Annotated in this window: 24 protein-coding genes, 1 pseudogene and 1 riboswitch; of the genes and pseudogenes, 9 read left to right on the top strand and 16 right to left on the bottom strand. The window is 55.9% G+C overall.

What is annotated here, in order from left to right; all coding sequences use genetic code 11:
* Positions 1 to 3 precede the first annotated feature (3 nt).
* The gene (gene fur, locus LNA76_RS06405; protein WP_230018503.1) at positions 4 to 462 is read left to right on the top strand and encodes a ferric iron uptake transcriptional regulator; all 459 of its coding nucleotides are present in this window, start codon (positions 4 to 6) and stop codon (positions 460 to 462) included.
* Positions 452 to 967, top strand: coding sequence for a phosphoribosyl-AMP cyclohydrolase (hisI, locus tag LNA76_RS06400; protein ID WP_230018501.1), 516 nt, complete (start codon positions 452 to 454; stop codon positions 965 to 967). Before fur ends, hisI begins: the two co-directional genes overlap by 11 nt.
* 102 nt (positions 968 to 1,069) lie before the next feature.
* Here the strand turns inward: hisI and thiD are convergent, their stop codons facing one another.
* The 4 genes and pseudogenes from thiD to LNA76_RS06380 all read right to left on the bottom strand — a co-directional run bounded on the left by thiD (position 1,070) and on the right by LNA76_RS06380 (position 3,258).
* A complete protein-coding gene (gene thiD, locus LNA76_RS06395) occupies positions 1,070 to 1,876 on the bottom strand; it encodes a bifunctional hydroxymethylpyrimidine kinase/phosphomethylpyrimidine kinase (RefSeq protein WP_230018499.1) in 807 nt (268 codons plus the stop codon).
* Positions 1,873 to 2,244 (bottom strand): annotated as a pseudogene (locus tag LNA76_RS06390) (NUDIX hydrolase); the annotation flags it as partial. The pseudogene LNA76_RS06390 and the gene thiD, both read right to left, overlap by 4 nt.
* Before the next feature lie 76 nt (positions 2,245 to 2,320).
* A riboswitch (TPP riboswitch) is annotated at positions 2,321 to 2,439 on the bottom strand.
* A 45-nt stretch (positions 2,440 to 2,484) separates the two neighbouring features.
* Positions 2,485 to 2,874 carry a tautomerase family protein gene (locus tag LNA76_RS06385; RefSeq protein ID WP_094196468.1) on the bottom strand — a complete coding sequence of 130 codons (390 nt, stop codon included), beginning with the start codon at positions 2,872 to 2,874 and terminating at the stop codon, positions 2,485 to 2,487.
* Positions 2,875 to 2,880: 6 nt separating this feature from the next.
* The gene (locus LNA76_RS06380; RefSeq protein ID WP_230018497.1) at positions 2,881 to 3,258 is read right to left on the bottom strand and encodes a hypothetical protein; all 378 of its coding nucleotides are present in this window, start codon (positions 3,256 to 3,258) and stop codon (positions 2,881 to 2,883) included.
* A gap of 590 nt (positions 3,259 to 3,848) precedes the next feature.
* Here LNA76_RS06380 and LNA76_RS06375 point away from each other — a divergent pair.
* Entirely contained in the window at positions 3,849 to 4,394 is a 546-nt protein-coding gene (locus tag LNA76_RS06375) for a cytochrome b (protein ID WP_230018495.1), read from the top strand.
* Positions 4,395 to 4,397: 3 nt separating this feature from the next.
* On the top strand, positions 4,398 to 5,330 hold the full coding sequence (locus tag LNA76_RS06370) for an NAD(P)H-dependent flavin oxidoreductase (RefSeq protein ID WP_094196471.1): 933 nt from the start codon (positions 4,398 to 4,400) through the stop codon (positions 5,328 to 5,330).
* Positions 5,331 to 5,334: 4 nt separating this feature from the next.
* On the opposite strand, the gene LNA76_RS06365 is transcribed toward LNA76_RS06370, so the two are convergent.
* Both LNA76_RS06365 and LNA76_RS06360 read right to left on the bottom strand, forming a co-directional pair.
* Positions 5,335 to 6,303: a LysR family transcriptional regulator gene (locus tag LNA76_RS06365; protein WP_230018493.1), complete on the bottom strand. Its 969-nt coding sequence runs from the start codon at positions 6,301 to 6,303 to the stop codon at positions 5,335 to 5,337.
* Positions 6,304 to 6,391: 88 nt separating this feature from the next.
* A complete protein-coding gene (locus tag LNA76_RS06360) occupies positions 6,392 to 7,186 on the bottom strand; it encodes an AraC family transcriptional regulator (RefSeq protein WP_230018491.1) in 795 nt (264 codons plus the stop codon).
* Positions 7,187 to 7,279: 93 nt separating this feature from the next.
* On the opposite strand from LNA76_RS06360, the gene LNA76_RS06355 reads away from it, so the two are divergent.
* Genes LNA76_RS06355 through LNA76_RS06345 form a run of 3 tightly spaced genes read left to right on the top strand, consistent with a single transcriptional unit; the run spans position 7,280 to position 8,077 of the window.
* Positions 7,280 to 7,534, top strand: coding sequence for a hypothetical protein (locus LNA76_RS06355; protein WP_230018489.1), 255 nt, complete (start codon positions 7,280 to 7,282; stop codon positions 7,532 to 7,534).
* The gene (locus LNA76_RS06350) at positions 7,531 to 7,674 is read left to right on the top strand and encodes a hypothetical protein (RefSeq protein ID WP_230018487.1); all 144 of its coding nucleotides are present in this window, start codon (positions 7,531 to 7,533) and stop codon (positions 7,672 to 7,674) included. Before LNA76_RS06355 ends, LNA76_RS06350 begins: the two co-directional genes overlap by 4 nt.
* Positions 7,675 to 7,690: 16 nt before the next feature.
* A complete protein-coding gene (locus LNA76_RS06345; RefSeq protein ID WP_230018485.1) occupies positions 7,691 to 8,077 on the top strand; it encodes a hypothetical protein in 387 nt (128 codons plus the stop codon).
* A gap of 88 nt (positions 8,078 to 8,165) precedes the next feature.
* On the opposite strand, the gene LNA76_RS06340 is transcribed toward LNA76_RS06345, so the two are convergent.
* The 10 genes from LNA76_RS06340 to LNA76_RS06295 form a co-directional block, all read right to left on the bottom strand.
* Positions 8,166 to 9,788 (bottom strand): copper resistance CopC/CopD family protein, encoded by a 1,623-nt coding sequence (locus tag LNA76_RS06340; RefSeq protein WP_230018483.1) that lies wholly within the window; start codon positions 9,786 to 9,788, stop codon positions 8,166 to 8,168.
* A 47-nt stretch (positions 9,789 to 9,835) separates the two neighbouring features.
* Positions 9,836 to 10,372: a YcnI family copper-binding membrane protein gene (locus tag LNA76_RS06335; protein ID WP_108727363.1), complete on the bottom strand. Its 537-nt coding sequence runs from the start codon at positions 10,370 to 10,372 to the stop codon at positions 9,836 to 9,838.
* 52 nt (positions 10,373 to 10,424) lie between these two features.
* Complete coding sequence (locus LNA76_RS06330; protein ID WP_326833645.1) at positions 10,425 to 10,850, bottom strand: DUF2946 family protein; 426 nt, start codon at positions 10,848 to 10,850, stop codon at positions 10,425 to 10,427.
* Positions 10,851 to 10,927: 77 nt separating this feature from the next.
* Positions 10,928 to 11,335 carry an NUDIX hydrolase gene (locus tag LNA76_RS06325; protein WP_230018479.1) on the bottom strand — a complete coding sequence of 136 codons (408 nt, stop codon included), beginning with the start codon at positions 11,333 to 11,335 and terminating at the stop codon, positions 10,928 to 10,930.
* A gap of 112 nt (positions 11,336 to 11,447) precedes the next feature.
* The gene (locus LNA76_RS06320; RefSeq protein ID WP_230018477.1) at positions 11,448 to 12,068 is read right to left on the bottom strand and encodes a glutathione S-transferase family protein; all 621 of its coding nucleotides are present in this window, start codon (positions 12,066 to 12,068) and stop codon (positions 11,448 to 11,450) included.
* Positions 12,069 to 12,089: 21 nt separating this feature from the next.
* On the bottom strand, positions 12,090 to 12,692 hold the full coding sequence (locus LNA76_RS06315; protein ID WP_230018476.1) for an ATP-dependent Clp protease proteolytic subunit: 603 nt from the start codon (positions 12,690 to 12,692) through the stop codon (positions 12,090 to 12,092).
* A gap of 458 nt (positions 12,693 to 13,150) precedes the next feature.
* A complete protein-coding gene (locus LNA76_RS06310) occupies positions 13,151 to 14,638 on the bottom strand; it encodes a surface lipoprotein assembly modifier (protein ID WP_230018475.1) in 1,488 nt (495 codons plus the stop codon).
* Positions 14,639 to 14,753: 115 nt separating this feature from the next.
* Positions 14,754 to 15,632, bottom strand: a complete 879-nt coding sequence (locus LNA76_RS06305; RefSeq protein ID WP_094196484.1) for a Slam-dependent surface lipoprotein — start codon at positions 15,630 to 15,632, stop codon at positions 14,754 to 14,756.
* A gap of 64 nt (positions 15,633 to 15,696) precedes the next feature.
* Positions 15,697 to 18,882, bottom strand: a complete 3,186-nt coding sequence (locus LNA76_RS06300) for a TonB-dependent receptor domain-containing protein (protein WP_108727368.1) — start codon at positions 18,880 to 18,882, stop codon at positions 15,697 to 15,699.
* A 316-nt stretch (positions 18,883 to 19,198) separates the two neighbouring features.
* Positions 19,199 to 20,176 carry a helix-turn-helix domain-containing protein gene (locus LNA76_RS06295; RefSeq protein WP_125277847.1) on the bottom strand — a complete coding sequence of 326 codons (978 nt, stop codon included), beginning with the start codon at positions 20,174 to 20,176 and terminating at the stop codon, positions 19,199 to 19,201.
* 174 nt (positions 20,177 to 20,350) lie between these two features.
* Between LNA76_RS06295 and LNA76_RS06290 the strand changes: the two genes are divergently transcribed.
* Together LNA76_RS06290 and LNA76_RS06285 are read left to right on the top strand one after the other, a co-directional pair.
* Positions 20,351 to 21,385: a class I SAM-dependent methyltransferase gene (locus LNA76_RS06290; RefSeq protein ID WP_108727370.1), complete on the top strand. Its 1,035-nt coding sequence runs from the start codon at positions 20,351 to 20,353 to the stop codon at positions 21,383 to 21,385.
* A gap of 5 nt (positions 21,386 to 21,390) precedes the next feature.
* A complete protein-coding gene (locus tag LNA76_RS06285) occupies positions 21,391 to 22,626 on the top strand; it encodes an MFS transporter (RefSeq protein WP_230018474.1) in 1,236 nt (411 codons plus the stop codon).
* The last annotated feature ends 128 nt before the right edge of the window (positions 22,627 to 22,754 follow it).

Below are 22,754 nucleotides of genomic sequence, written 5' to 3'. Positions count from 1 at the left end.
GCCATGACGGATTCAAAAGAGCTTAAAGAGCGTGGCTTGAAGGTGACCACAGCCCGTATCCAGATTCTTGAGATATTCCAGGCCCCCGGCATTCGTCATTTGACGGCAGACGATGTGTATCGCCAATTGATACGACAAGGCAGCGAGATCGGCCTGGCGACAGTCTACCGTGTGTTGACCCAGTTGCAACAGGCAGGCTTGCTAAAGCAGGTTTATTTTGAATCTGGCCGGGCGCTGTATGAGCTGGATGACGGCGAACACCATGATCACCTGATCTGCACGGACTGCGGACGTGTGCAGGAGTTTCATGACCAAGCTATTGAGCAGCGACAAAAAACGATTGCTCAAGAACGGGGCTTTCAGGTTCTGGAACATAGCCATGTGCTGTATGGCCGTTGCCTGAAACCGGATTGCGAATATCGCCCGGAACCCATGATGACAAGGAAGAAACGTGAAGACTAAAGGACAAGAAACCAGGTCTGCTGAAAATACGGCAGTACAAATAAGACGCCGAATTTCGGTAGAGCAAGTGGAAGAGGGCCACGAACTGGCTCCCAAGTTTGATGAGCATGGCCTGATTGCTTGCATCACGACAGACGCTAGCAATGGCGAGGTTTTGATGCTGGGTTACATGAATCGGGAAGCCCTGGAAAAAACTATACAGACAGGCGAGGCCCATTACTGGAGCCGCTCGCGTCAAATGCTCTGGCATAAAGGTGCCAGCAGTGGACTGGTGCAGACGGTAGAGGAAATGCGTATCGACGACGACCAGGATGCGGTGTGGCTACGTGTGCGGGTAGCCGGTTCCGGAGCCAGTTGCCACGTGGGCTATTACTCCTGTTTCTACCGGCAGGTGCCGGTGGGTGCCGAGCATAGCAAAGGTCAGGATCTGGTCTTTGTGGAGTCCGCCAAGACCTTTGATCCCAAAGAAGTGTATGGGGATGTGCCCAATCCCACTGTGCTGTAGTGTTTGTTTCATTCAATGGAGCCGCTTGACTGTTCGCACTCGTAAAACTGCAGGGCAGTCAGACTGAACATCGCATAGCGATCAGTTGTAATGGGAGAGAGCTTACTTCAGAGGCCATAAAGCATGGAAATGATGCACCGGACCTTGCCCCAGGCCGATCTGCAATTGGTCGGCAGCGGCCAAAGCGCCATTCAGATATTCCTTGGCCAAACCCACCGTAGTTGGCACGCTGCGGCCCGGGAGCAGGGCGGCAATGGCAGAAGATAGTGAGCAGCCCGTGCCATGCGTGTTCCGTGTCAGGATGCGGGGCGACTGAAAAGCATGGCTCTGCCCCTGACCTTGCAACAGATCCACACTGTCCGGGCCGTCCAGGTGGCCGCCCTTGAGCAGCACCCATTCAGGGCCCAGCAAGCACAAATCCTTTAAAGTGCTGTGCATTTCTTGCAGCGAGGCGGGTTCCGGTTTTTGCAGCAAATCGCCTGCTTCGGGCAAGTTGGGGGTGAGCAGGGTACACATGGGCAGCAGCTTGTCGCGCACCACGGAGACGGCTTCGGGGCTGAGCAAACGGTCCCCGCTTTTGGCAACCATGACCGGGTCCAGCACAATCGGGCAGTCCAGGCCGTGATGGTGTAGGCGGTCTGCAATCGCTTCCGCAATCCCTACGTTGGCGATCATGCCGATCTTGATGGCATCCACGCGCACATCCTCAAACACCGCGTCCAACTGGTCCGCCACAAAGTCCGGCTCCAGCGCCACAAAACGCCGCACGCCCTGGGTGTTCTGCGCGACCACGGCTGTAATTACGCTCATGCCGTAGGCACCCAAGGCGTACATGGCTTTCAGATCAGCCTGAATACCAGCGCCGCTGGTCGGGTCTGTGCCCGCAATACTCAATACATTCGGAATCATGCTCGGCCTACTTGATCTTGAGTGGCAGCCAATGCCAGTGCCTGGCGGGCAACTCGGACGACGTCAAAACTGTGTGCTACATCCAGGCTGTTCAGTTCCGCATTGCTGAACCAGCGTGCGTCCAGGGCATCATCGCCTGCCTGTGGCTCACCTTGCTGCCAGCGAAACAGCACGGCAATCAAGATGAAGTGTGAATAGGCCAAGGGTGTGGTGCTGGGCTCGCGGTCAAACACATCCAGCGCATCAAAGACCTGCAAGGCCTGGCCTTGTATGCCGGTTTCTTCGGCCAGCTCCCGATGGGCCGCCGCCATGATGGTTTCGCCCGCGCGGATTTTGCCGCCCGGAAAGGCCCAGCGTCCGGCATCGGGCCGATTGGCGCGGGAGAGTGGTCAGACGACAAGATAGCAACTCCTAGTCAAGGATAGCCATCCGGCAGCAAGCGGCGAGCAGGTACATACCCGTCCCTTCGCCGGCATGACCCGGATCAGGTTCAACGGGTCACTGCGGTGCAATCTGCTCGGGCAGTTTCTCAGCCTGCTCGCCAGGCTCCCCTCGGTGAAAAGACCGTTCTTGTTAAAACGGTCTTGGCGAGTATACCTGTCTTTCGCCTACAACTCCCCCGTCAAAAACTGCGCTCGCCCACGCCCGAAGGACCAGTCTGCATCGCTGTTCTCGACCAGGGCGATGATCAGATCATCGGGTGATACGCCACAGTTTTGTTCCAGTCGCTCTGCCAGCAAACGGTAGAACTGGACTTTCTGACTCTCGCTGCGGGGGCGGGACACGATATGCAGCAGCACTACTTTGTCGCTGCGAGGGTAACCCAGGCCGGTGTCGTCCAGCACCAGCTCGCCGGGACGGTGCTGGGTGACGCATTGGTAGCGGTCGCTGGCAGGAACATCAAAGGCGTGCACCATGGCTTGGTGCGTGGTGTCCAGTAGCTGGCGTAGTTCGTCGTCGCTGCGGCCTTGGATCAGATCAAATTTCAGTAGTGGCATGGTGGTTCATTCTTGATAGGAAGTGCGGTCTGCAAGGCCGCCGGGAGTGATAGCCATATCGTCGTACATCAGGCGTTCGGCTTCGATGAGCAAGGTTGATAGTTGCTGGTAAGCGGCGGCCCATTCATCGATAAGCTCGTTGCTGGCCATTCTCTCGCTCAGCTCTTCGCGTAGGGCTTGCAGCAGGAAAGTGTCCCCATGTGGGGCACGCTCGGACTGGATTTGGAGAGCAACGCGATTGTTGGTGATCTGGCTGGCCAAGGGACTCAGCGGTGGGGAGTCGCGCAGTATCAATTCATAAAAATAGGTGGTCAAGGCTTCACCGTCGCTTGCCAGCAGCGGCACAGCCGCCTTGATGATGTCGCGTTGGGCGTCTGTCAACATACAAGTCAAAAGCCAGGCAAGATGTGGCCATTTGTGCAGTCAACGAGATAGGCAGCAGGGTGAGTCACGGTATCAGTCTCCAAGTTTGAGGTCGGGATAGCGGCGCTATCCATAGGGAAGATAGAAGACTGAATGAATCAAGTAAAATGATGAATAGTGAATTTATGAATCATTAATAATGATTAAAGGGCGATCCCTATAAGCGTGGTCTGGACGAGCTTTAGGCGTACTTGCAGACGGCCTGCAGGTAGGAGCCAGTGCCAGAGGGCTGAGATGATGAGGGTTGCCCGTCTGCCGCGTGAGGGCATGAGGAAAACTATCTGTTCATCGATCACTAAAAAAGATTTTATTTATCAATATTCATCATTTTACTTGATTGATGGCTGCGCCTATCGTCAAGGCTCTTAAACGCCGGTCCTTGGCAGAGCCAAGGCTCTGAGGACACCGTGACCCAGGCCCAGACCAGCAGGAGGCAAGGTGATGACCGAAGCTGGCCGCTTGTGCGTGTTGGGTAGGCGGCCCACGACGTATCACGTTGGGTATTGCACGGTAAAGGACTTGTCCTCGATGACCTTTTCAAGGAGCTAATCATGCAACTGCGAGACAACGGACTCAGGTTCTCGCCCATCACGATTGTGTTGCACTGGCTTATTGCGGCCTTGCTGTTTTCCATTCTGGGTTTGGAGGTGGCCATCGCCCAAAGCCCCGGTGAGGCGCGGCTGGTGCTGTTGCAAAATCTGCTGGGGACGCTGCTGTTCCTGATCTCCATCTACCGTTTCTGGGCGCGGGTGACGTCTTTTCATCCCTTGCCGGTGGGCTCGCCCAATCCGGTAGAGGTGATAGTGGCCCGTTCCGTGGCGATAGCCCTGGCCTTGGCGATGGTGCTGCTGCCCGTTGCTGTCTGGCTGTCCCGAGCGGCAGCGGGGGTGGCGGTGGAACTGCCCGGTGGTCTGGCCTTGCCGACCTTGATCAGCCCGAATGAGCAGCTCAAAGCCGTGGTCGATGTGTTGTTCAATATTGGCGCCACTGCCTTTTTGCTGGGGTTGGCCTTGCACCTTTTCGGGGCATTCAAAAACCATGTTGTGCTCAAAAATCTGGCCCTGCGGCGCATGCTGGGCAAACAGGTGGAGTTGTAAATCATGAGCGAAGCAAACCGAGTCTTTGCGGGCAATGTCATCACGCAGATGTGTGGTGTGCCATACCCGATCTTTTTGGCGGGCATGGCTGCAATTTCCGGGCCGCACTTGGTGGCGGCGGTAGCGAATGCGGGTGGGATGGGGGTGCTGGGCGGCTTGCGTCTGGCTCCCTTGACGTTGCGTAACTGGCTGCGGGAAACCAAAGCGCTGACGGACCGGCCTTTTGGGGTGAATATCGTGCCGCAGTTTGGTGGCCCGGAAGTGTTCGAGGCCCAGTTCCAGGTGATCTTGCAGGAGCGGCCCCGCATCTTGTCGCTGTTCTATGCCGAGGACTATTGCGCCGACCTGATTCCCCGCGCCAAAGACGCCGGCATGATCGTGATGGTGCAAACCGGCACGGTGGCACTGGCTCGCCAAGCGATGGCGCAGGGGGCCGACATTATCGTCGCCCAAGGCAGTGAGGGCGGTGGTCACCTGAATCGCGGCACGATTGGCCTGATGTCTTTACTACCTGCAATTCTGGACGGTGCGCAGGGCCGTCCCGTACTGGCAGCAGGCGGAATTGTTACCCGCCAGGATGTCAGGGCGGCCATGACTCTGGGGGCTTCTGGTGTACTGGTGGGCACGGCCTTTCTGGCCAGCGAGGAGTCCAATGCACACCCGCTCTACAAGCAAAAGATTCTGCAAGCCAGTACGGACGATACGCAATATCGCACCGGCTATTCCTTTGGCTGGCCCTATGGCACCCCGCATCGTGTGATTCCCAACCGCGACAAGTGGAATGTGCTGCGTTGGGTCGGGGGCGGGGCGCGGGCGATTGACAAGGACAGAATGGCCAGGAAACTGTCTTTGTATGCTGGTCAGGGCGTGGGCAAGATTCACAGCATTGTGCCAGCGGCAGAGCGGGTTGCGGAGCTGGTTTTGGGGCTGCCTTGATGGCTTACTGTGGCAAGGTCTGTGCGACGCTGTTGGACAGATCCACAGGTTGCTCAGTGAGATCAGACAGTTCGGCATGGCCTTGATCTGGCTTGGGCAATTGGGCGAACTGCGCTTGAGCCAGGGCCACAAAGCTGCGCAGGGCCGAGCCAGGATTGGTATCGGCACGACGGATAAACACGGTTTTCACCCGCGCAAGCTCAGGCGGCAGCTCGTGGCATTGCACGGGCAAGCGCAAGCTGCTGTTCTGGGCGATGGCTTTGGGCAGCAAGGTAATGCCCATGCCCGAGGCCACGCAGGACAGAATACCGTCCAGCGTCCCCATTTCCATGATCTGGTTGGGCACCAGCCCGGCCTGGTAAAACCAGTGTTCCAGCGTAGAGCGGTAAAAGCAGCCGGTTCTAAAGACCAGAACCGTTTGTTGGGGGATTGTTTCGATCAGGGCAGACAAGGATTCCACCGTCTTGCTGCTGACCAGCACCAGCTCTTCCTCAAACACCTCTTCTTGAATCAGGGCCGGGTTTTGATGAAAACCACCGACAAAAGCACCATCTAGCTGGTGGGTCTCGATGGCTTTAATCAGCTCTGCCGTGGTGCCGGTTTGTAAGGACAACTGAACCTGGGGGTAGCGCTCGCGGTATTGGATCAGAACCTGGGGCAGGCGGATGGCAGCCGTGGTTTCCATGGAACCCAGGCGCAGCAGACCGCTGGGCGTGCCCGTGTCTTGCAGGGCCGCACGGCTTTCATCGGTCAGTTGCAAGATACGGCGGGCGTAGTCCAGAAAAGTATGGCCAGCCGCAGTTAGCACCACGCCGCTTTTCTGGCGTATGAACAATTGCTGTTCCAGCTCTGCCTCCAGCTCTTTGACGCGCATGGTGACATTGGATTGCACGGTGTGCACTTTCTGGGCAGCGGCCGTAAAGCTGCCATGCTCGGCAACCGCACAAAAAATCCGTAATTGGCGCATTTCCATACCGGCTGTCCTATGTCTAAAAGTGATGTTTTTGTTTTCGTTCAATCACTTTATGACATTTCCGATGCGTCGTACAGCGTAGAAGGGGCTAGGTTGAAAGTTGGTGACGGTAATTGGCCGGGGTATGCCCAAAGCTGCGCCGAAACAGGCTGATAAAGGCGCTGGGGCTGGAATAACCCAGATCATAGGCAATGGTGGCTACTGGAACACCGGCCGCCAGCATTTCCAGGGAGCGCATCAGGCGGGCACGTTGCCGCCAGGCGGTGAAGTTAAAGCCGGTTTCTGTCACGAAACGGCGGCTTAAGGTACGCAGACTGACCGCTGCCCAGCTCGCCCAGTGCTCCATGCCTTGATTGTTGCTGGGGTCGGCAATCAGGGCGCGGGCAATGCGTTGCAAGCGCGGGTCCTGGGGCAGGGGAAGCCCAAAAGGCTCGACGGGCAGGGTACGGATTTCATCCAGGATAACGGAGGCAATATGCGCTTGTTCTTGGGGCAAGGGGGCAGCGGGAATCAACTCCCAGGAGCAGGCGCGCAGCACGGCTTCACGCAACAGGCCCGAGGTACGCAAGGTGCAGGCGTGGGCGGGCAGGTCGGCGCAGGCCGCTTCGTCTATATAAACGCTCCAGCCATGATAAGGGCCGTGCGATTGGCCCGAGTGCAGGACATGCGGCGGCAACCAGACGGCATGGATAGCGGGCACCACCCAAACGGCGTCTTCCACCCCGACGGAAAGCAAGCCGCGCAGAGAACCGAACAACTGCCCGCGAGCGTGCTGATGGGGGCGCGAGGATAGCTCCGAGTCGTGATTACCGGTGACGGCGAACAGCACAGGATGCTCGGGGAAGTTCAGAAAATCATGCAGACCTATTTTTCGTTCAGGCATGGCGTAATTTTGTTATTCATTGACCGATACAGTGTACATCTGCCAAAACCTTTGTGCTTACACTGAAAGCCTTGATGAACAAAGGAGCGATACATGCAAGCACATGACATTCTTCTCGATCACGCCAGCGAAGTTCAGATTGCTGGCACCACTATTCGCAAAGGCACGGTTGGCGCCTTTCTGGCCAATGCAGCGACGTTGCGCCAGCCTGGTGTCAGCGATGCACAACGTCAGCGTGCCTTGAACGATATTGTGGCGGCCTTGCCAGCCTTGAAAGCCTTGGGCTTGTTTGATGCCTTGGAGATTCGGGACCCTCAATTGCGTGATTTTGTGGAGTCCAGGCTGTGATGAGAGGTGAAGGCGCAACGGTTCGTCCGTATTGGCTGCGCGATACCGCCTGCTTGTATTTATCCGGCGGCTTGGTGCGTGCCTTTGGAGGCATCCCCTATTTAGGCGTGCGCCGCTTTGATAGTGGCTGTCTTTATTGATGGCAAGGAGCCGCTTATGCAAGTCGATGACACGCAGTTTCCATTGGTGTTTTTAAGAGAACACAGCCCGCAGCAAACACCGCAACAGGCGCAGGATCAATTAGAGGCCTTGTTGAATCGGGGCCAACGCTTTGTCTTGTTGACTGACAGGTTGGGCGGTGGGGACCATGCCCATGAGGAAAGCCACGAGGATCGCAAGCAACGCGCCTTGTTCTTCAAGCAGAACAAGCAGCGCTTGAAGGATTTGTGCGCTGGCATGGTAGTGATCAGCAAGGGGCGGGCCATACCCGCCGCCGCACGCTTGGCGCAGCAAACCTTGGGCCGGGTGTTGGGCCTGCAATTCAGCTTTGTCGTTGATGAAGGCGAAGCCAGGCTTGAGGCCAGTCGTTTACTGGCCCGTTAAATTGCGGGCGGCATGGCTGCCAGAAAGAGGAAGTCAGATCAAAAGAGGGACCACAGGCCGTGTGATGCGGCCTGTTTTTGTGTGCGATTTAGTTGGCTTGCAAATCCAGCGTGCTATCCAGGTGTATGCGTTCAAAGTCTGAAATCAGCACCTGAATACGAATATCCCAGCTGGCCAGATGCGGCAGCTCGACATTACTCACCTCCCATTGATCCTGCCGCGTGAGTTCCGCCGGAAAGGTAATGGACTCCACTCCGGCTTGCGGGTTGCTGAAAATCACCTCCACCTCTTGAGCCTTCAGGGGACTGAAATCCGGCTCGTATAAAGAGACGGTCAGAATGGCCGGGTGCTGGGTGGTGGCCGGGATGTACAACAGATCCGCCCTTGCTGCTTCAGTATGGATATGACTGGAAATGGTGGGGGAGACGAGCTGGGCCAAGGCGCGCGGAGGTGGGGTAAAGCGCCACAAGGCGGCCACGGCCAAGATCAGCACCACCAGCACATACTCCAGACGAACCACACGCCGCAGAGCTTGCCGAGCATTGCTACGCTGCTGCAAGACGGCTTGGGTCAGGCGATAGCGGTTGTAGGCTCCCAGAGCCAGCAAGAGCAGAACCAGAATCAGCTTGGCACTGAGCACTTGCCCATATCGGCTTTCCCATAGCGAGGCGAGCTGATCGAATTGCACGTAGATCAGTGCGGCTCCGCTCAGAATCAGAACCAGCAGGACGGCGGGAATCCAGCGCGAGAACAGCGTCAGCAAGCGGGATTCCTGAGCCTGTTCAAGCGCGTAGGCCAAAGGCAGGAAAGAACCCATCCACAATGTCAGCGCCACAACATGCAGCCAGACACTGGGCCGGGACAAGCAGGCGGGATCTGCTGTGCTGGCATGACCGCTGGAAGCCAGAGAAGCCCCCAAAAGAGTCAGCGCTAAGGCGGCCAGCCATTTCTGGCTAGTGGGACTCCTTGCCTGCCAGGAAAGGGCGGCACAGGCCAGGGCGACCCAGCCCAGCAGCACGGCCACGCCCATCGAGGTCGATACAGCCGTTTTCCAGGCCGTCGTGCCGAACAAGGCGGACAGCGGCAAGTCCAGCGCATCGACACCGACCAAACCCAGGTTTAGCAATAAGGCTATGGCACCTAAAGCCAGCATGCGCGGTGCGAGACGACTTTGCTGGGCTGAGGTCTGGTTTGATGTTGAGGTCAGCGCCCGATAGACCACCCAGCCTATCCCTGTAAACAGACCCAGATAGCCCAAGAGTCGAGCCAGCCAGATCAGGCCGTTTCTGACGGGATTGCTGCGGGTGCTGTCCATCAGGTTTGCGCTGGGCGTTCCAATGGCAAATGTCAGTGTTCCGCCGACGGGATGGCCGTCGGCAGAGATGACTCGCCAGCTCAGTCCATAAGTACCCTCGGTCTCCATGGGCGGCAAGGCCAGTTCCAGCCGCTGGTCTTGCATCAAAACGTCCCCCAGTTCTTCGGAGGAACCGTCGGGACGAATCAAGGCCATCAGTAAGGGGGAGACGGACTCATTGAAACTTAGGCTGGCGGTTCTGGGCGACTGGGCCAGTATTGTGCCGCTATCGGGCTTGCTGGCCACCAAGGACGCATGAGCATGCAGAGCTGGCACCCAGGCCAGCAAAAGCAAGGCGATTAGCAGCACAAGCAATGGGTGGCAGCATGCCTGCCTATGCAGGGACTGGGTTTGCATAAGATCTCCTTTAGGCTGATGTCCAAGGGCAGCCGCCGCCTGGGTGTCTACGGTTTGGGCAACAGTTGCAGCGCGGGAGCAGGGGCGTCGGAATGGTCAGCCGCTTTCTGGGTGTCCGGTGCCGCTTGATCAATCCAGCGCTCCACGCCTTGCTCGCATTCCTGCACAACCGGGAAGTAGAGCGTGCTATTGGGTTTGAGCTCATCGCCTAAGTAGCTGATGAACACGAACTCGTCATAGTGTTCGTCCTGCAAAGGGCCGCCAGCCCAGACCACTTCCTGAACACCGGAGCTGACCTTGGCACCCCAACGCGTATAGGCCTGCTTGTAGTCACCTTTTACGGTTTCCAGCGTCCAGCCTGCTTTGGGTTGTGGTTTGACGCCGACCACGCCTTCAGGAATACGGACACGGATTTTGGTGGTGGCAGAGCCTTTGCAGCCATGCGGCACGGACAGAACAGCCTTGTAGCTGCTGCCCACCGGGGCTTGCTTGGTTTGCAGGGAAACGTGTGCAACAGCGCAAGAGGCGAACAGCACAGCAGCCATGCCCAGAATGGCACGGGAAGACATAGAAGAAATCGACATTGAAAACCTCGGCTAGATAAGAAAAAAGAGACCGTCAAAGGACGGGGACCTATCAAGCGAGGAGTAAGGGCGGGGCGCGTGAACCTAAAGGCGGGCCTTGTGCAGGTAGCGGGGGCCGGGTTTGATTGCTCTCGGCCAACAAAACCGGCTGATATGTAATCAGGCTGATCAGGACAGGCGCATCCAAGGTCGGCAACAAGGCGGGGGACGCCGCGATACCAAAGGGACAATCCTGCTGGTTTTGATGTGTATCGGAATCCGCCTGGCCATCTTGGCCGATCAGATCAATCCAGAGCGTATTGGCTGAATTGCCTGCTGTACAGAAGGTAATGGCAAAACCATTGTCTTGTGCAGAGCGGGTAGGCATATAGCCTGCTGGGACGATGGCGCGACAGACGTAGGCTAGCAGAGCCAGGCAAAACAGAAATTGCCAGACTCGGATTTCGCGAAAAACGAAATGGGGACCCAGGGCGCGCATGCGGAAAAGTATATTACAAAAGAGGTGGCCGACAGATGAGGTGTTTGTCAGTTATCTGGCGCCAAACTTTAAGTGTTTCACTCTTTACGCTGTTTAATAGCGGCGACGGCTAGTTGGGTCGCCACCGTCAAAGGCCCTGGCAGTTGGTCCAATGCAAACCAGTCCATGCCGCTGTGCTTTTCTGGCTCCTGCACCACCGCTTGGCCGGTGAAAGATGTCACCCAATAGACAGGCGCAACCCAGTGCTCTCCTTTGTTGGCATCAATCTGGTTCACATTGACCAGCAGCTCCAGGCTATCCAAACGCAACCCCACTTCTTCCATAATTTCGCGTTTGACGGCTTGCTCCAGGGTTTCCAGCCAGTCCACTTTGCCGCCCGGGATGCCCCAGTGCTCGGCTTCCGGCTCACGTACGCGCTTGAGCAGCAAGATTTTGTCGTTTTGCATAATGACTGCACCGCAGCCCACTCGTATGGTTTCGTCCATGTCTACGTCTCTAGTTTGTTAAAAGGGCGTCAAGTGGCCCCGAGCGTCAATCACACGTAAAAAAAGCCGCGAACACAGGGGGCGGCTTGGCTTAGCTAAGACAAAGCAGCGTTTAGGGAAAACCGGCACATTGTTCTAGAAACGCAGGCCGTGAGGCCAAGCGGTGGTAGTAGTCTTCGGCCGCCTGCAGTTTCGGGCGATCAAACGGCGTATTCAGCCAGCGGTGAATGGACAGGCCCAGAATAATATCGGCCAGGCTGAACGCCGGTCCGGCTGCATAGGCTTGGGTTTGAGCCAACTGTTTATTCAGAATGGACATCATCTGTGCCCAGGCCGATAACGATGCCTGGACCTGCCCCGCATCCTGGTGTTGGGGTGACTGCCGTACCAGGCTCATAAACGCATAGGACCAGGATGGGTTCAGCTCACACGCCTGCCAGTCTATCCATTGATCTACCTTGGCCCGTTGCCAGGCATCTTGTGGATACAAGGCGGTGGGCGCTTGGCGATTGGCCAGATAACGCACAATGGTATGGGACTCCCACAGCACGCGATCCCCATCCAGCAGGACGGGGATCTTTGCGTTAGGGTTCAGCGCAAGGAATTCGTCCGTGTTGACGTCCTTGAAACCGAGGCCCCAATCCTGCCGCTCAAACTCCAGACTTAGCTCCGCGCAGGTCCACATGACTTTACGCACATTGATGGAGGATTCTCTGCCAAGAATGGTCAGCATGAAGGGGCTCTGAGGCGCAGATTATTTGTTGGCAGGCAGCAGTTCGTCACGGCGTTCAATGATGCGTGAGATCAGGCCATATTCTATGGCTTCCTCGGCACTCATCCATTTGTCGCGCTCGATATCGTCGCGCACACGCTCGATAGGTTGGCCGGTTTCACGGGAAATCACTTGAGCGATACGTTCGCGCGCTTTCATGATTTCCTGGGCTTGAATGGCCATATCGCTGGCCTGACCACCGGCGCCACCGCTGGGCTGGTGAATCAGAAAACGGGTTTGTGGCAGGCATACGCGGCGCTCGCGAGCCGCGCCCAGGAACAGGTGGGTGGCAGCACTGCCAACCCAACCGGTACCGACCATGGTGACGGGCGAGGAAATAAAACGCACCACATCGTGGATGGCGTCGCCCGATTCCAGGTGACCACCGGGCGAGGACACGATCATGGTGATGGGGGCGGTGGATTCGGCATCCAGCGCCAGCAGCTTGCGCACGGTTTCCGAGGCGAGCTTATCCGTGATGGTGCCAAAGACCAGCACAGTACGGGCGCGGAAGGCTTTTTCTTCCAGAAAGGCGCTATCTTGAGGGCTGGTATCAGAGCGAGTTTCTTTTTCTTGGCCAAGCATGGGTGAAGACTCCAAGGGATACGTGTTCTGTCTGCTAAGGAAAATCGATTGCTCGACTATATCCCGACTGATGATCAACCGGGCTTTCACTTGGCAATTTTTGTGGTTTTTTTTGTCCGGGCTGGGGGAGCCCAAGCGCGTTCCGAGCAGGCAGACAAATCAACAGCAGGGTGGTTTGCCCTGCATGTTCGTCATAGTCTCATGCTTGTTTGGTATTTGATCGGGAGAACAAGACCCTATCGTCCTGCTTCTTGGATCAGCATCCGAGAAAGGCGCTGATCTACAAGCTGTGGCTGGGCCTGGAGACCTGCCACAGAACCCCGATAGCTCATTGGAAACGCTTCTCTCAACAGTGACACGACGCCCCCTGTCACTAAAAAAGATACCTGTCGCTTCAGGCGCTTGATGCTAAAACGGGACTGCACCAGATCAGTTGCCAAGGTCGAAGAAGTCCCTGCTTAAAAACGCTTTTCCAGCTTCAGCGCGACTTCGGTTTGCTTGTATTTGAAGGCCCAGTCGATATTGCTGTTGTTGAAGGTGTGCTTCAGATACAGATTGGGCGTAATGCCTTGGAACGCAAAGCGTGGCATGCCCACGTTCAGGATATAAATCTGTTGCCGGTCCTTGCGCAGCCCACCCAAGAACAAGTCCTCGGCATCGTGACGGGTCTGCCGGTACAGTGCCGTGGCGTTGATGTTCAAGCCTGCATCAAAGGCCCTGTAAATTCCCAGATTTGCCATATAGCTGCGGCTTTGTGCGGTTTGCTGAGACTGCAGATTACGGGTGTAATTCAGGCCCCCGTAGACCACGGTTTTTGCATCGATCAGATACGAGCCGTACAAGCCTATCTGGTTCTCTTTGACGCCTTCAAAGTACTGCCGTAAATCGCCTTTGTAGGACAGGCTCTTGTGCTGGGCATTCACGCCCACTTGCAGCCTGTCGCTAAGATTGTGCTTCCAGTCCACGCGCCCACCCCAGGACTGATAGCTGGTGCGACGGTTGGTGTAATTGTTCTCGAACAAGGGCGTAATCGACAGGTCGTTTTTAGCGTCCTGATAGTTGTAGCCCGCGTAAATAATGCTGGTGTTGTCGCTGTAATAAATGTCCTTGGGCTCGGCTTGCTTGTGCTTGTCGTACAGATTGCCGTAGCTCAGGCCGCGCAGCAGCAGATTGTGGTTGCCGCTGAGCTGGAAACGCCGGTTCAAGGTCAGGTCGTAGACCATGGCCGTGGATTTGACCGGGTCCGGCATCTTGCGTACCGACGGAAAGCACCCAAAGAAATAGCAGGTGAGGAAGGTGTCTTGCTGGCCGTTTTCTTTGTTGATATTGCTGTTGTAGCCCAGGCCAATCGAGGCAGAGCCGTGCCAGGCATTGCGGTCTTGCAAGGCACCCTGGAAGCCTTCGATCACGGGCCGTACTTCATCAGGAATACCGGCAGAGGAAATCTGGCTGAACAGTTCCTTGGCTTCGCTGGATTGATAGTCCTCGAACAGTACGCGGGCCAGTTCGAGCTTGGCGCGCATCATATTGGGATCGCTTTCTTGAGCTTGGCGCAGCTTGCTGATCGCCAGGCTGTGATTGTCCTTGCTACGGGCCACCATCCCTTGAGCCATCAGCACCAAAGCAGGGTTGTGGCCGGGCAGCTCCTGATACTTTTCTACAAACTGATCCACCTTGGCCCACTGCTGCAGATTGATGGCGACATAAATGGCCGGTTCCAGATCGGTCAGCGTGGCATCGACGCTATAGGTTGTGCCGTTGATGGTGATCAGGGCTGATGGGTCCACATCGGGCGGGGTTTCTTCCACTAAATGGGAGCGTTCGCGTTCGTTCAGATTGCGGTCGATTTGATTCAGAAGTCGGCGCGTATCGTCGTCGTTGGCTTGCACCGCGCTGGATGCCATGGCCAGCAGCAGGCACAAAAGGGGAAGGGCTCGCCCATGCATGAATGAAAACCTTGCAAGAAAAAGGGGAGATGGACGCAGGGTCCGGAGAGAAAGGGGATCGAGCTTGTCGATCCCCCTTTTCTTATGGCAACACTAGGGTGTTGTCAGAGGCGGATTACTGTTTGGCACCGCCGAAGGCCATGTCATTGGCACCGTTGGCTGGGTTGTAGTAAATACCTGCCAGGGCGTCAGCGGCTGCGCCGTAGAATTGGCCCTCAATTTTGGCTGTACTACCGCTAAAGTTTTTAGCGAAAGAGCCATCGGAAGCAATGGTTGTGCCATTAAACAAAACAGTACCAACCAGACCAGCCAGGGTACCTGTACCACCACCGTAGTTGGCGGTCAGGGTGCCTTTGGAGATACCTGCTTGAGTGCCAGGGTTGTACTGGTTGACGCCTACAACATCGTACTTGGCATTGACCAGGTTAGGCATGGCTGTAGTTGGGTTTTCGCCAGTGTAGAACACCGTGCGGTCAGCATGGCTCAGGTTCAGATCCGTGCTGCTTGCTGGAGGTGTGCCGGCTATGCGGGGAGCCCACTCACCAAAATACACTTCCTGGCCGGAAACCTTGGCAACTACTTCGCCACCGAAGTGGGGGTAGCCCGGCAGAGGATTGTTCAGTTGGCGATAGGCGTAAATTTGAGTGCCTGTTCCTACACCGCTGGTGATGGTATGGCGCCATGTTTCAGCAATGTTTGTTCCCAAGGGCATTTGAATATATCCGTTGCCATCAGCACCACCCAGCACTTGATTGGTTTGCCAAAGAGGACCGCTTTTGAAGCTCACCACACCCGATTGTTTGGTGGCGTCATATGGGTCAGTACCTGGCATGGAGATACCAGCTTCGCCTTGAGCCATCATTGTGGACTCTTTATTAGCCACTACAAATGCTTTCGAGGAACCACCAGCGACGGGGGCAGCGAAGCTGCTGGCGGAGGCCAGCAGGAAAGCCGAAACAATAGCCAGTTTTTGTACATTCAGACTTGCTTTCATTACGAACTCCATTAAGTGAAGAAAAAGGGCGTTTTTACGAAAACGACCAAAAAAACCGATTAACTTAAAAACGTGCTGTCATACCGACACGCACTGTCCGTCCAGGGGCCGGCATAGAGGTGCGGGCCATAGGGTCCAGGTAGTACTGATTAGTTAGATTGCTGATTGCCACGTCCACATTCAGGTTTTTCTGTACCTGATAGCTGGCGTAGGCATCGAACACCAAAATGGGGTTCCAGTAGTTCGTTCTGTTAAATGCCCAGCCAAGGCCACCAAAATGGCCTTCATCTTTGTTTTTCGCAGCGCTGTGATACACCGCACGTGCTCCGAGCAGTAGTTTCTTTTCCAGCAGGCGTGCACCGACATCCAGATTCAGGGAGTACTGCGGTTGCAGACTGGTTCTGGCAAAGGTGCGAGGGAAGCCTCCATCAACGCAGGCAGGAATGTTGTCGCTTCCTGCGGCTCCAGGGATGGGCATAAACGTCTGGGCGTAGTCGGCGTCGCAGAGCTGTTGCTTCAAGCGGTATGTGCCGCCAAAGTTCGCAAAGTATTTACCGCTATCCACGCGAGCTTGCAGTTCAATACCGGACATTTTCTTCTCGGCAAACTGCACGGTATTGAAGTCCCAGTCCCGGTCTATATAGTCTTTGATCCGGTTGTTGAAGTAATTGATCTTGACGTCTGCATATTCCAGGCTTGGGAAGTAGCTGCTCAGATTGTGGACATAGCCGATTTCCCAGTTGTAGGCATGTTCAGGACGAGTAGCTGCCCCGGTCGAGCGCTTGCTGCCGCCAGCCAATGCCATGGAGGATTCAAACAGGCTTGGAAAGCGTACAAATTCGTTGTAACGGGCATAAAGACGAATATCGTCTGTAATGAAGGCTGTCAGCCCGATGTGAGGAACCCAAGCATGGTCTTTTTGTTTTTTAGGTTCTTCCCATTTGTTGGGTATTTCAGATTCGTCTTGGTAAACAGGTTTGCGATTGCTTATCGAGGCAATGTATTTGTCTACTGTGCCTTTTTGTCCCTGCGCATCGGTGACTTGCTCTGTTGAGTCAATTTCGCCATTGGTAAAGGGGTTATTGGCAGTAAAACCTTTGTGACTTTCGCCAGAGGGAACAAAAACCGTTTCTTCGGTATAGCGATAGCCGTTAATTTTTCCTTTATGAAATGAATCGCCTAGTATTTCTTCAAATGATTTTTTGCTTGTATGCCCGAAAACGGCCTCCAGCATGCTCGGATCTAAATCGGAAATGAACTGCCAGTCTTCTTCATATTGCTTGTACAGGGGGAGTTCTCTTTCAATGATTTGGCCTTCGTAATCAGCAACTTCTTGGTTGCTCATTAAGCGCTGAACCTGGTAGTTATAGCCTTTCAGAGCAGGCTGAATTGCCCAGTTTTTATGCTGCTGACTACGCATTTCGGCCAGCTTGTCGTCGTACGACCAGTAGTCGCTATAGCGTGCACCAGCATTCACCTGCAGCCAGTCCACAGGCCGCCAGTCGAAGTTAAAACCAAAATTCCATTGCTGACGTGTCCCCGAGCGAGGCCCCATGTGGTTCACGCCCCAGGTCAATTCATTCAGGTGCTCGAGCTTCTCCGACGCGTCATGCTGCTTGAGCTTTTCTCGTGTGAAATCAGCCGATAAGCTCAGATCCAGAGTTGGGTGCAAAGTCATGGCGTTGCTAAGGTTCAGCCCGCTACGCCTATGGTCGGTAATTTGCAAGGCTCTGGGGATGATGTTGAAACGTCCGTCTGTATTGGGCAGCTTTTCTGGGGCGGTAGGCGGTACCCAAGCGCATTCAGAGCCGTTTGTGCCCAGGACATGGCAATTTGTGTAGTTGTCCCAGTCACCATCGCGTCCGTAATTAAGACCTTGGCCCTGAATCCCATAAATGACGTCGCCATTCTGATGACGCTCACTATCGCTTTGGGTAATCCAGGCTCCGGCCTTCAAGTTGATGAAACGACTGCCTTCGGGATTCCAGGAGTAGTTCAGGTTCCAGGTGTCTTGTTTGACCTTGCTATACGGGTTTTCGGTTTGGAGGATATTTTTTTCGCCATAGCCATCCAGGGCGTGGATGGCCCAGACCACGTTCCATGGCACGTTTTCGCCAAAGGTATGGTTGCTGCGCATGTAGCTCATATCAATGGCTTGATCATGAGGTAGGCGCAACGTGCCTTTCAGCAGCGTGGTTTCCAGTTCGCTGGATGTGTTCAGAACTTCTTCACCAGGACGGTAGTACTTGGCGATGTAGCTCACTCTGGGGAAGGAGTACGACGGGTTGTAGTCGCTATTTGCGTCCTCTTGCCAAGTGTCGTTCTCGTACTTCTCGCTACCCTTTTTACCGCTGTAATAGTTGCCGCGACTGCGGTAGCTGTAGGCGGCCAACAGGTCAAAATGTTCTTGTTGCGTGGCGATGGCCAGACGATAGGAGTGATCTTCAAAGTTGAAGTTCTTGCCGCTATTCCCGACTTTCGGCATACGGTCTGCAGAAATGTACTCAGGTAGAACAACGCTGTTGAGGCCTCCTCTATCAAAGACCGCCCCCGGAATATCGCGATAGTCCTTTCCGAAAATCCCAAAAGCCCGCTCATTCGGTTTGGTTGAATTCGTCGCTGTCTCCGCCTTCAACTCAATCCCGAAGGTCTCGCCCGGTTTGACAATATCTTCCACCTGCAGCGTGCGGATCTGCACCGATCCGCCAATCCCGCTGGCGCCCGACGTCGCCGACACGCCTTTTTCCACCAGAATGCTGCTGATCATATTGGGATCAACATAGTTGCGGTTGGCCACCCCGGCCGGTCCTAGCCAGACTGATGTTGCCTGTTCCGTGCCGTCAATCGTCAGTGGAATGCGGCCTTCACCCTGGATACCGCGAATGTTCGGGTCCAGCGCGCCGCTATTGCGCGAGTCGCCCGCATACACACCGTTCAGGCCCTTGAACAAATCCCCCACGGAGCTGCCCTTGTACAGCTCGATCTCTTCCTTGCCGGCGTACACATTGGAGACGTCTTTCTCGAATACATCGGTTTTACCCGCCTCATCGCGGGTTTCACGCACGACGGTAATGGTGTCCAGGCGAGTGGCTCGGTCCGTGTCTTCCTGGCTCTCATCCTGACGGGAAGAGGGTGGGGCGCTGCCCACGCTTTGAGCCTGTGTCTGCCCGGCCCAGGAGGCCAGAATCAAGGCATACACCAGCGGCTTGAGCGCGTGTTTTTTGTGTAGGGGGGAAAGGGTAGCGGACATAGAACGAACCAGGGCTCCGTGTGAAAAATAACAATCTGTCGTGGGGAAAGGCTCCCGTTTGCTGGCCAGGTTCACCCCTTGTCTCAAAAGGTGGGGAATGGCACGGGGATATTATTCCTATTAATGAGAATAATTATCACTTAGATTGATATGCGGGACGGAGCAATTCCTATGCAGAACCGGAAATCCGCTGCAATGGCAGGAGCTTGTCAAAGCAGAAGGGGAACTTTTCAGGGAGAGGGCCGCAGGGGGCGGCCCGAAAAGAAGGGTGGGCCTCTATGAATAAAGAGGCCGAAAACAGCGGAAATACAAGGGTTTAGGCGCGCTTGTTGCCAAAAATGGATTTGGGTGAGCGGCCAAAGTAGCGTGTAAAGGCGACGGAAAAATTATTGGGGTATTTGTAGCCCACTTGCCAGGCAGCCTGGGCCACTTGTTGGCCGGACTCCAGCAAGGTATAGGCTTTGCGCATACGCAGTTCCAGCAGCAGGCCGATAGGCGTGTTGTCGTACAGATAGCGAAAACCTTCTTTAAGTTTGTGCTCGTTAATGCCTACCGTCGTAGCCAGATACTCCACCGTGATTGGCTGGTCCAGTTGCGAGCTGAGCAAATCGCGTGCTCGCTCAACCCGCTGAATATCATCCACCGACAGCGGGGCGCTGTTGGGGGCGTCGGGCGGAGCCAGGCGGTTGAACTGCTCGGCCAGCAAGCTTAGTGCATGGATTTGCAGGTTCAGCCTGTGGTGATGAATGGGCTGCTCCGGGGTGCACGGCTGCATATAGCGTGCCAGTGCCGCAGCATGGGCCATGGTGGCCTGGCTGCTGGCATGAAAAGACAGACGATGCAGTCCCACGCAATCCATCAATTGGGTGGCGCGTTCCGGGCCCACGTATTTGTTCAAGGCCGCCTCGCTGATGACCAGCCGTAATTGCGATACGGACTGGTCCTCTTGATAGTGGCGTTCCCCCCGCAGAGATCGGAAAGCTGTCACCGTGGTATGGCCTGCCTTGAACAGCAGGTCTGAACTCTCCCGTCCCTGATAGGCCGACTGTCCTTGCAGACCCACGGTCACCACAATGACACGGCCCGCATGAGGGCCGTTGCTTTCTTCAACCAGCGATCGGCTGGGGTGATAGTGCAAACGGCCTAACAAAAACCCGTGTTCCAGCTCCACGCATTCGGAATAGCAGTGGCCCAGTTCTTCGGGAAGTTGCAGCCGGACTCGGCCATCGCTCAGAGCGCGGCATGATCTGGGTTCATCCGTGGTTAAGCGATAGCCACATTTGCGCGTACTCATCATTTCTCCTGCTAAAAGCGCCTCGCATATGAATTGCTCCGTTCAGCATAGATCTTAATGCAAATAATTCTCATTAAATATATATCATTTCTAGCTGTCATGGCAGAGGGAAGGGCCATTGTGGAATTTACGGAGGGAAAAACAGTGCTGGATCGATCGCAAGGAGACGTTGTTTTGCCGGAGCAATTGTTGCAGTCGCATGCGCTGCAAGCCTGTTGGGACGCGCAATTGGCGGGCTTAAGTGCCGATGCCTTGAACCTGGCTTTGGGGTATGGGGTGTTTGCGCATCTGGATCAGTTTATCGCTGCCCAGGAGTTGGCGCTTGTGCTCAAGTGGGACGCTGACAACACCGCTTATCTGCTGGAGTTGTTGTGGAGTCTGGAACTGCTGGAGTGTCAGTGGACCTGTCCGCGACGCTATCGCAGCCTGCCCCAAACGGCGCGTTATCTGAATCCGGGTTCGGCGCAATATTGTGGCGATGCCTTGCTGTTTCGGCATGGCGTTTTGCGCCAGGTGGGCAATCAGTTGGAAGAGCTGCTGCGTAATGGCAAATCTCCTCCGGCGGATCCGGCCCTGATTCAGCAAGGTTGGGCAGCGGCGGCGCGCTCGCAAATTGCCCAGGAGCAAACGGCGGTAACGGCTGAGGTGGCCTGTGAGATTTTTGGGGCCGTGCCGCAGTTCTGGCGGGCGCAACGTTTGCTGGATTTGGGCGGTGGGCCGGGCCTGGTGGCTATTGCCTTGGCACAAGAGCAGCAGGACTTGAATGCCGTGGTGTTCGAGTACGAAGCAGCGGCGGCCGTCGCTCAGCAAAAAATTCTTGATGCCGGCCTGGAAACGCGTGTCAGCACCTTGGCCGGTGATCTGCTGGTGGACGATTTCGGGGCGGATTACGACCTGATTTGGTGCTCCTCCGTGCTGCATTTTGTGCCGGACATTCCCGCTTTGCTGGCTCGTCTGTATCGCGCCTTGCGCCCCGGTGGGGTGCTGGTGTGCTGTCACGCCGAAGTGCATAAGGAAGTCAGCAAGGCCAAACGGATTTTGCATTACTACCTGCATATGCGTATGCAAGGCCGCCAGGTGCTGCCGGAAGGGCAGTTGGCCCAGTTGCTGGAACAAGCCGGATTTGATGAGGTTCAGCAGTTTGATGAGGTGCGCTTTCCGGTTGCGCCCGTCACTGCATTGATTGCGCGCAAGGCGTGCAAAGGGTGATGAGAATGAAGACGTGGAAAGCGTGGGGGGCACAGTTGCTGTTTGGCTGGATGAATCTGGTGCTGGCTGTCCCCAGTATTTATTTGATGCTGGGCCTGCCCCTGGTGATGCGCCAGCATGGCTGGTCCGGCACTGAGATAGGCTTGTTTCAGTTGGCGGCCTTGCCCGCTGTTTTCAAGCTGGTGCTGGCCATGCCGGTGCAGCGCGTTCGCCTGGGGGGCGGGCATTTTGTGCATTGGCTGTGGTTGATGGCGGTCTTGTTGCTGGCTTTGTATGTAGGCATAGGCCGCGAGAATCTGATTGATCAGCGAACCCTGCTGTTTGCCCTGACGTTTGCCATCAGCATTGTGGCGACCTGGATGGACATCCCTTTGAATGCCTTGGCCGTGCAATACCTGCCGCGCGAGGAACAGTTGCGTGCGGGCAGTATTCGTTCTGCCGCCTTGTTTCTGGGCGCGATTGTTGGGGCAGGGGTGATGGTGCTGGTGCAGGCCCGCTGGGGTTGGCAGGCACCGTTCGCCTTGATGGGCCTGGGGCTGGTTGTGGGTTGTTTGCCCTTTGTGTTTCTGCGCTCTAAAGCAGGCTTGCACGTGGCAGAGGCCGAGCAGGCGCCGCCTGGTTTTGTCGCTGATTGGGTCAGTTTTTTTGGGCAGGAAGGGGCCAAGCAATGGACCAGCTTGCTGCTGACCAGCTTTCCCTTTATTGGTGCCGTCTGGTTTTACTTGAAACCCTTGATGCTGGACCAGGGCATGCCCCTGGAAGAGGTAGCCTGGACGGTCGGGATTGCTGGTGGCATTACCGGTGCCGTGTTCAGCCTGATTGGTGGTCGTTTGGCCTCATTCCTGGGTGCCGCACGTGCCATTCCAATTTATCTGCTGGCGGCTTTGCTGTCTCTGGTTTTGCTGATGGTCTCGGTCTGGGCCAAGCTGGGCCCGGTGTGGCTGATCAGCAGTGCCCTATTGATTGCTGCCAGCATGGGGGCGGTGTCGGCCTTGCTGTTTGGCCTGACTATGTTTTTCACCCGTAGACAGCGCAATGCTTCCGACTACGGTTTGCAGTCGACCATCTTCACCTTGGCGCGCATGGCTGTCCCGATTGCGGCGGGCATTGTGCTGGACCGCTTCGGGCAAGTCGTCATGCTGGGTGCCTTGACCTTAGGCGTTCTGTTCGCCTTTGTACTGGCTTGGCGCGTCCGCCACAGCGTTGGTGCCAGCACTGAAGTGTTGCTGCGCAGCCAGTAAATCCTCTGCTGAAAACGCCGGCGTACATAGGCTGCGTTGGCGTTCATCGTTTTTGCTCCGTTTTGCATAGAAATTAGAGCCCGAAGGCTATTGTGTCATTTTCGGTCATATTTGAGAATAAGTCTTGT

It is taken from the genome of Alcaligenes sp. MMA (assembly GCF_020907215.1).
Classification (GTDB): domain Bacteria; phylum Pseudomonadota; class Gammaproteobacteria; order Burkholderiales; family Burkholderiaceae_B; genus Alcaligenes; species Alcaligenes aquatilis.
Note: the sequence above shows the minus strand (reverse complement) of the source record. Positions and strands in the feature narration are given on the sequence as shown.

What these genes read in the sequence shown, in the direction of transcription:
- LNA76_RS06385 (WP_094196468.1), bottom strand. Translation starts at nt 2,874, where the DNA reads ATGCCACTACTGAAATTTGATCTGATCCAAGGCCGCAGCGACGACGAA.
- LNA76_RS06355 (WP_230018489.1), top strand. Translation starts at nt 7,280, where the DNA reads ATGCAAGCACATGACATTCTTCTCGATCACGCCAGCGAAGTTCAGATT.
- LNA76_RS06300 (WP_108727368.1), bottom strand. Translation starts at nt 18,882, where the DNA reads ATGTCCGCTACCCTTTCCCCCCTACACAAAAAACACGCGCTCAAGCCG.
- LNA76_RS06335 (WP_108727363.1), bottom strand. Translation starts at nt 10,372, where the DNA reads ATGTCGATTTCTTCTATGTCTTCCCGTGCCATTCTGGGCATGGCTGCT.
- LNA76_RS06285 (WP_230018474.1), top strand. Translation starts at nt 21,391, where the DNA reads ATGAAGACGTGGAAAGCGTGGGGGGCACAGTTGCTGTTTGGCTGGATG.
- LNA76_RS06345 (WP_230018485.1), top strand. Translation starts at nt 7,691, where the DNA reads ATGCAAGTCGATGACACGCAGTTTCCATTGGTGTTTTTAAGAGAACAC.
- LNA76_RS06330 (WP_326833645.1), bottom strand. Translation starts at nt 10,850, where the DNA reads ATGCGCGCCCTGGGTCCCCATTTCGTTTTTCGCGAAATCCGAGTCTGG.
- LNA76_RS06310 (WP_230018475.1), bottom strand. Translation starts at nt 14,638, where the DNA reads ATGCATGGGCGAGCCCTTCCCCTTTTGTGCCTGCTGCTGGCCATGGCA.
- LNA76_RS06305 (WP_094196484.1), bottom strand. Translation starts at nt 15,632, where the DNA reads ATGAAAGCAAGTCTGAATGTACAAAAACTGGCTATTGTTTCGGCTTTC.
- LNA76_RS06380 (WP_230018497.1), bottom strand. Translation starts at nt 3,258, where the DNA reads ATGTTGACAGACGCCCAACGCGACATCATCAAGGCGGCTGTGCCGCTG.
- LNA76_RS06325 (WP_230018479.1), bottom strand. Translation starts at nt 11,335, where the DNA reads ATGGACGAAACCATACGAGTGGGCTGCGGTGCAGTCATTATGCAAAAC.
- LNA76_RS06320 (WP_230018477.1), bottom strand. Translation starts at nt 12,068, where the DNA reads ATGCTGACCATTCTTGGCAGAGAATCCTCCATCAATGTGCGTAAAGTC.
- thiD (WP_230018499.1), bottom strand. Translation starts at nt 1,876, where the DNA reads ATGATTCCGAATGTATTGAGTATTGCGGGCACAGACCCGACCAGCGGC.
- fur (WP_230018503.1), top strand. Translation starts at nt 4, where the DNA reads ATGACGGATTCAAAAGAGCTTAAAGAGCGTGGCTTGAAGGTGACCACA.
- LNA76_RS06295 (WP_125277847.1), bottom strand. Translation starts at nt 20,176, where the DNA reads ATGAGTACGCGCAAATGTGGCTATCGCTTAACCACGGATGAACCCAGA.
- LNA76_RS06375 (WP_230018495.1), top strand. Translation starts at nt 3,849, where the DNA reads ATGCAACTGCGAGACAACGGACTCAGGTTCTCGCCCATCACGATTGTG.
- LNA76_RS06370 (WP_094196471.1), top strand. Translation starts at nt 4,398, where the DNA reads ATGAGCGAAGCAAACCGAGTCTTTGCGGGCAATGTCATCACGCAGATG.
- LNA76_RS06365 (WP_230018493.1), bottom strand. Translation starts at nt 6,303, where the DNA reads ATGGAAATGCGCCAATTACGGATTTTTTGTGCGGTTGCCGAGCATGGC.
- LNA76_RS06340 (WP_230018483.1), bottom strand. Translation starts at nt 9,788, where the DNA reads ATGCAAACCCAGTCCCTGCATAGGCAGGCATGCTGCCACCCATTGCTT.
- LNA76_RS06360 (WP_230018491.1), bottom strand. Translation starts at nt 7,186, where the DNA reads ATGCCTGAACGAAAAATAGGTCTGCATGATTTTCTGAACTTCCCCGAG.
- LNA76_RS06315 (WP_230018476.1), bottom strand. Translation starts at nt 12,692, where the DNA reads ATGCTTGGCCAAGAAAAAGAAACTCGCTCTGATACCAGCCCTCAAGAT.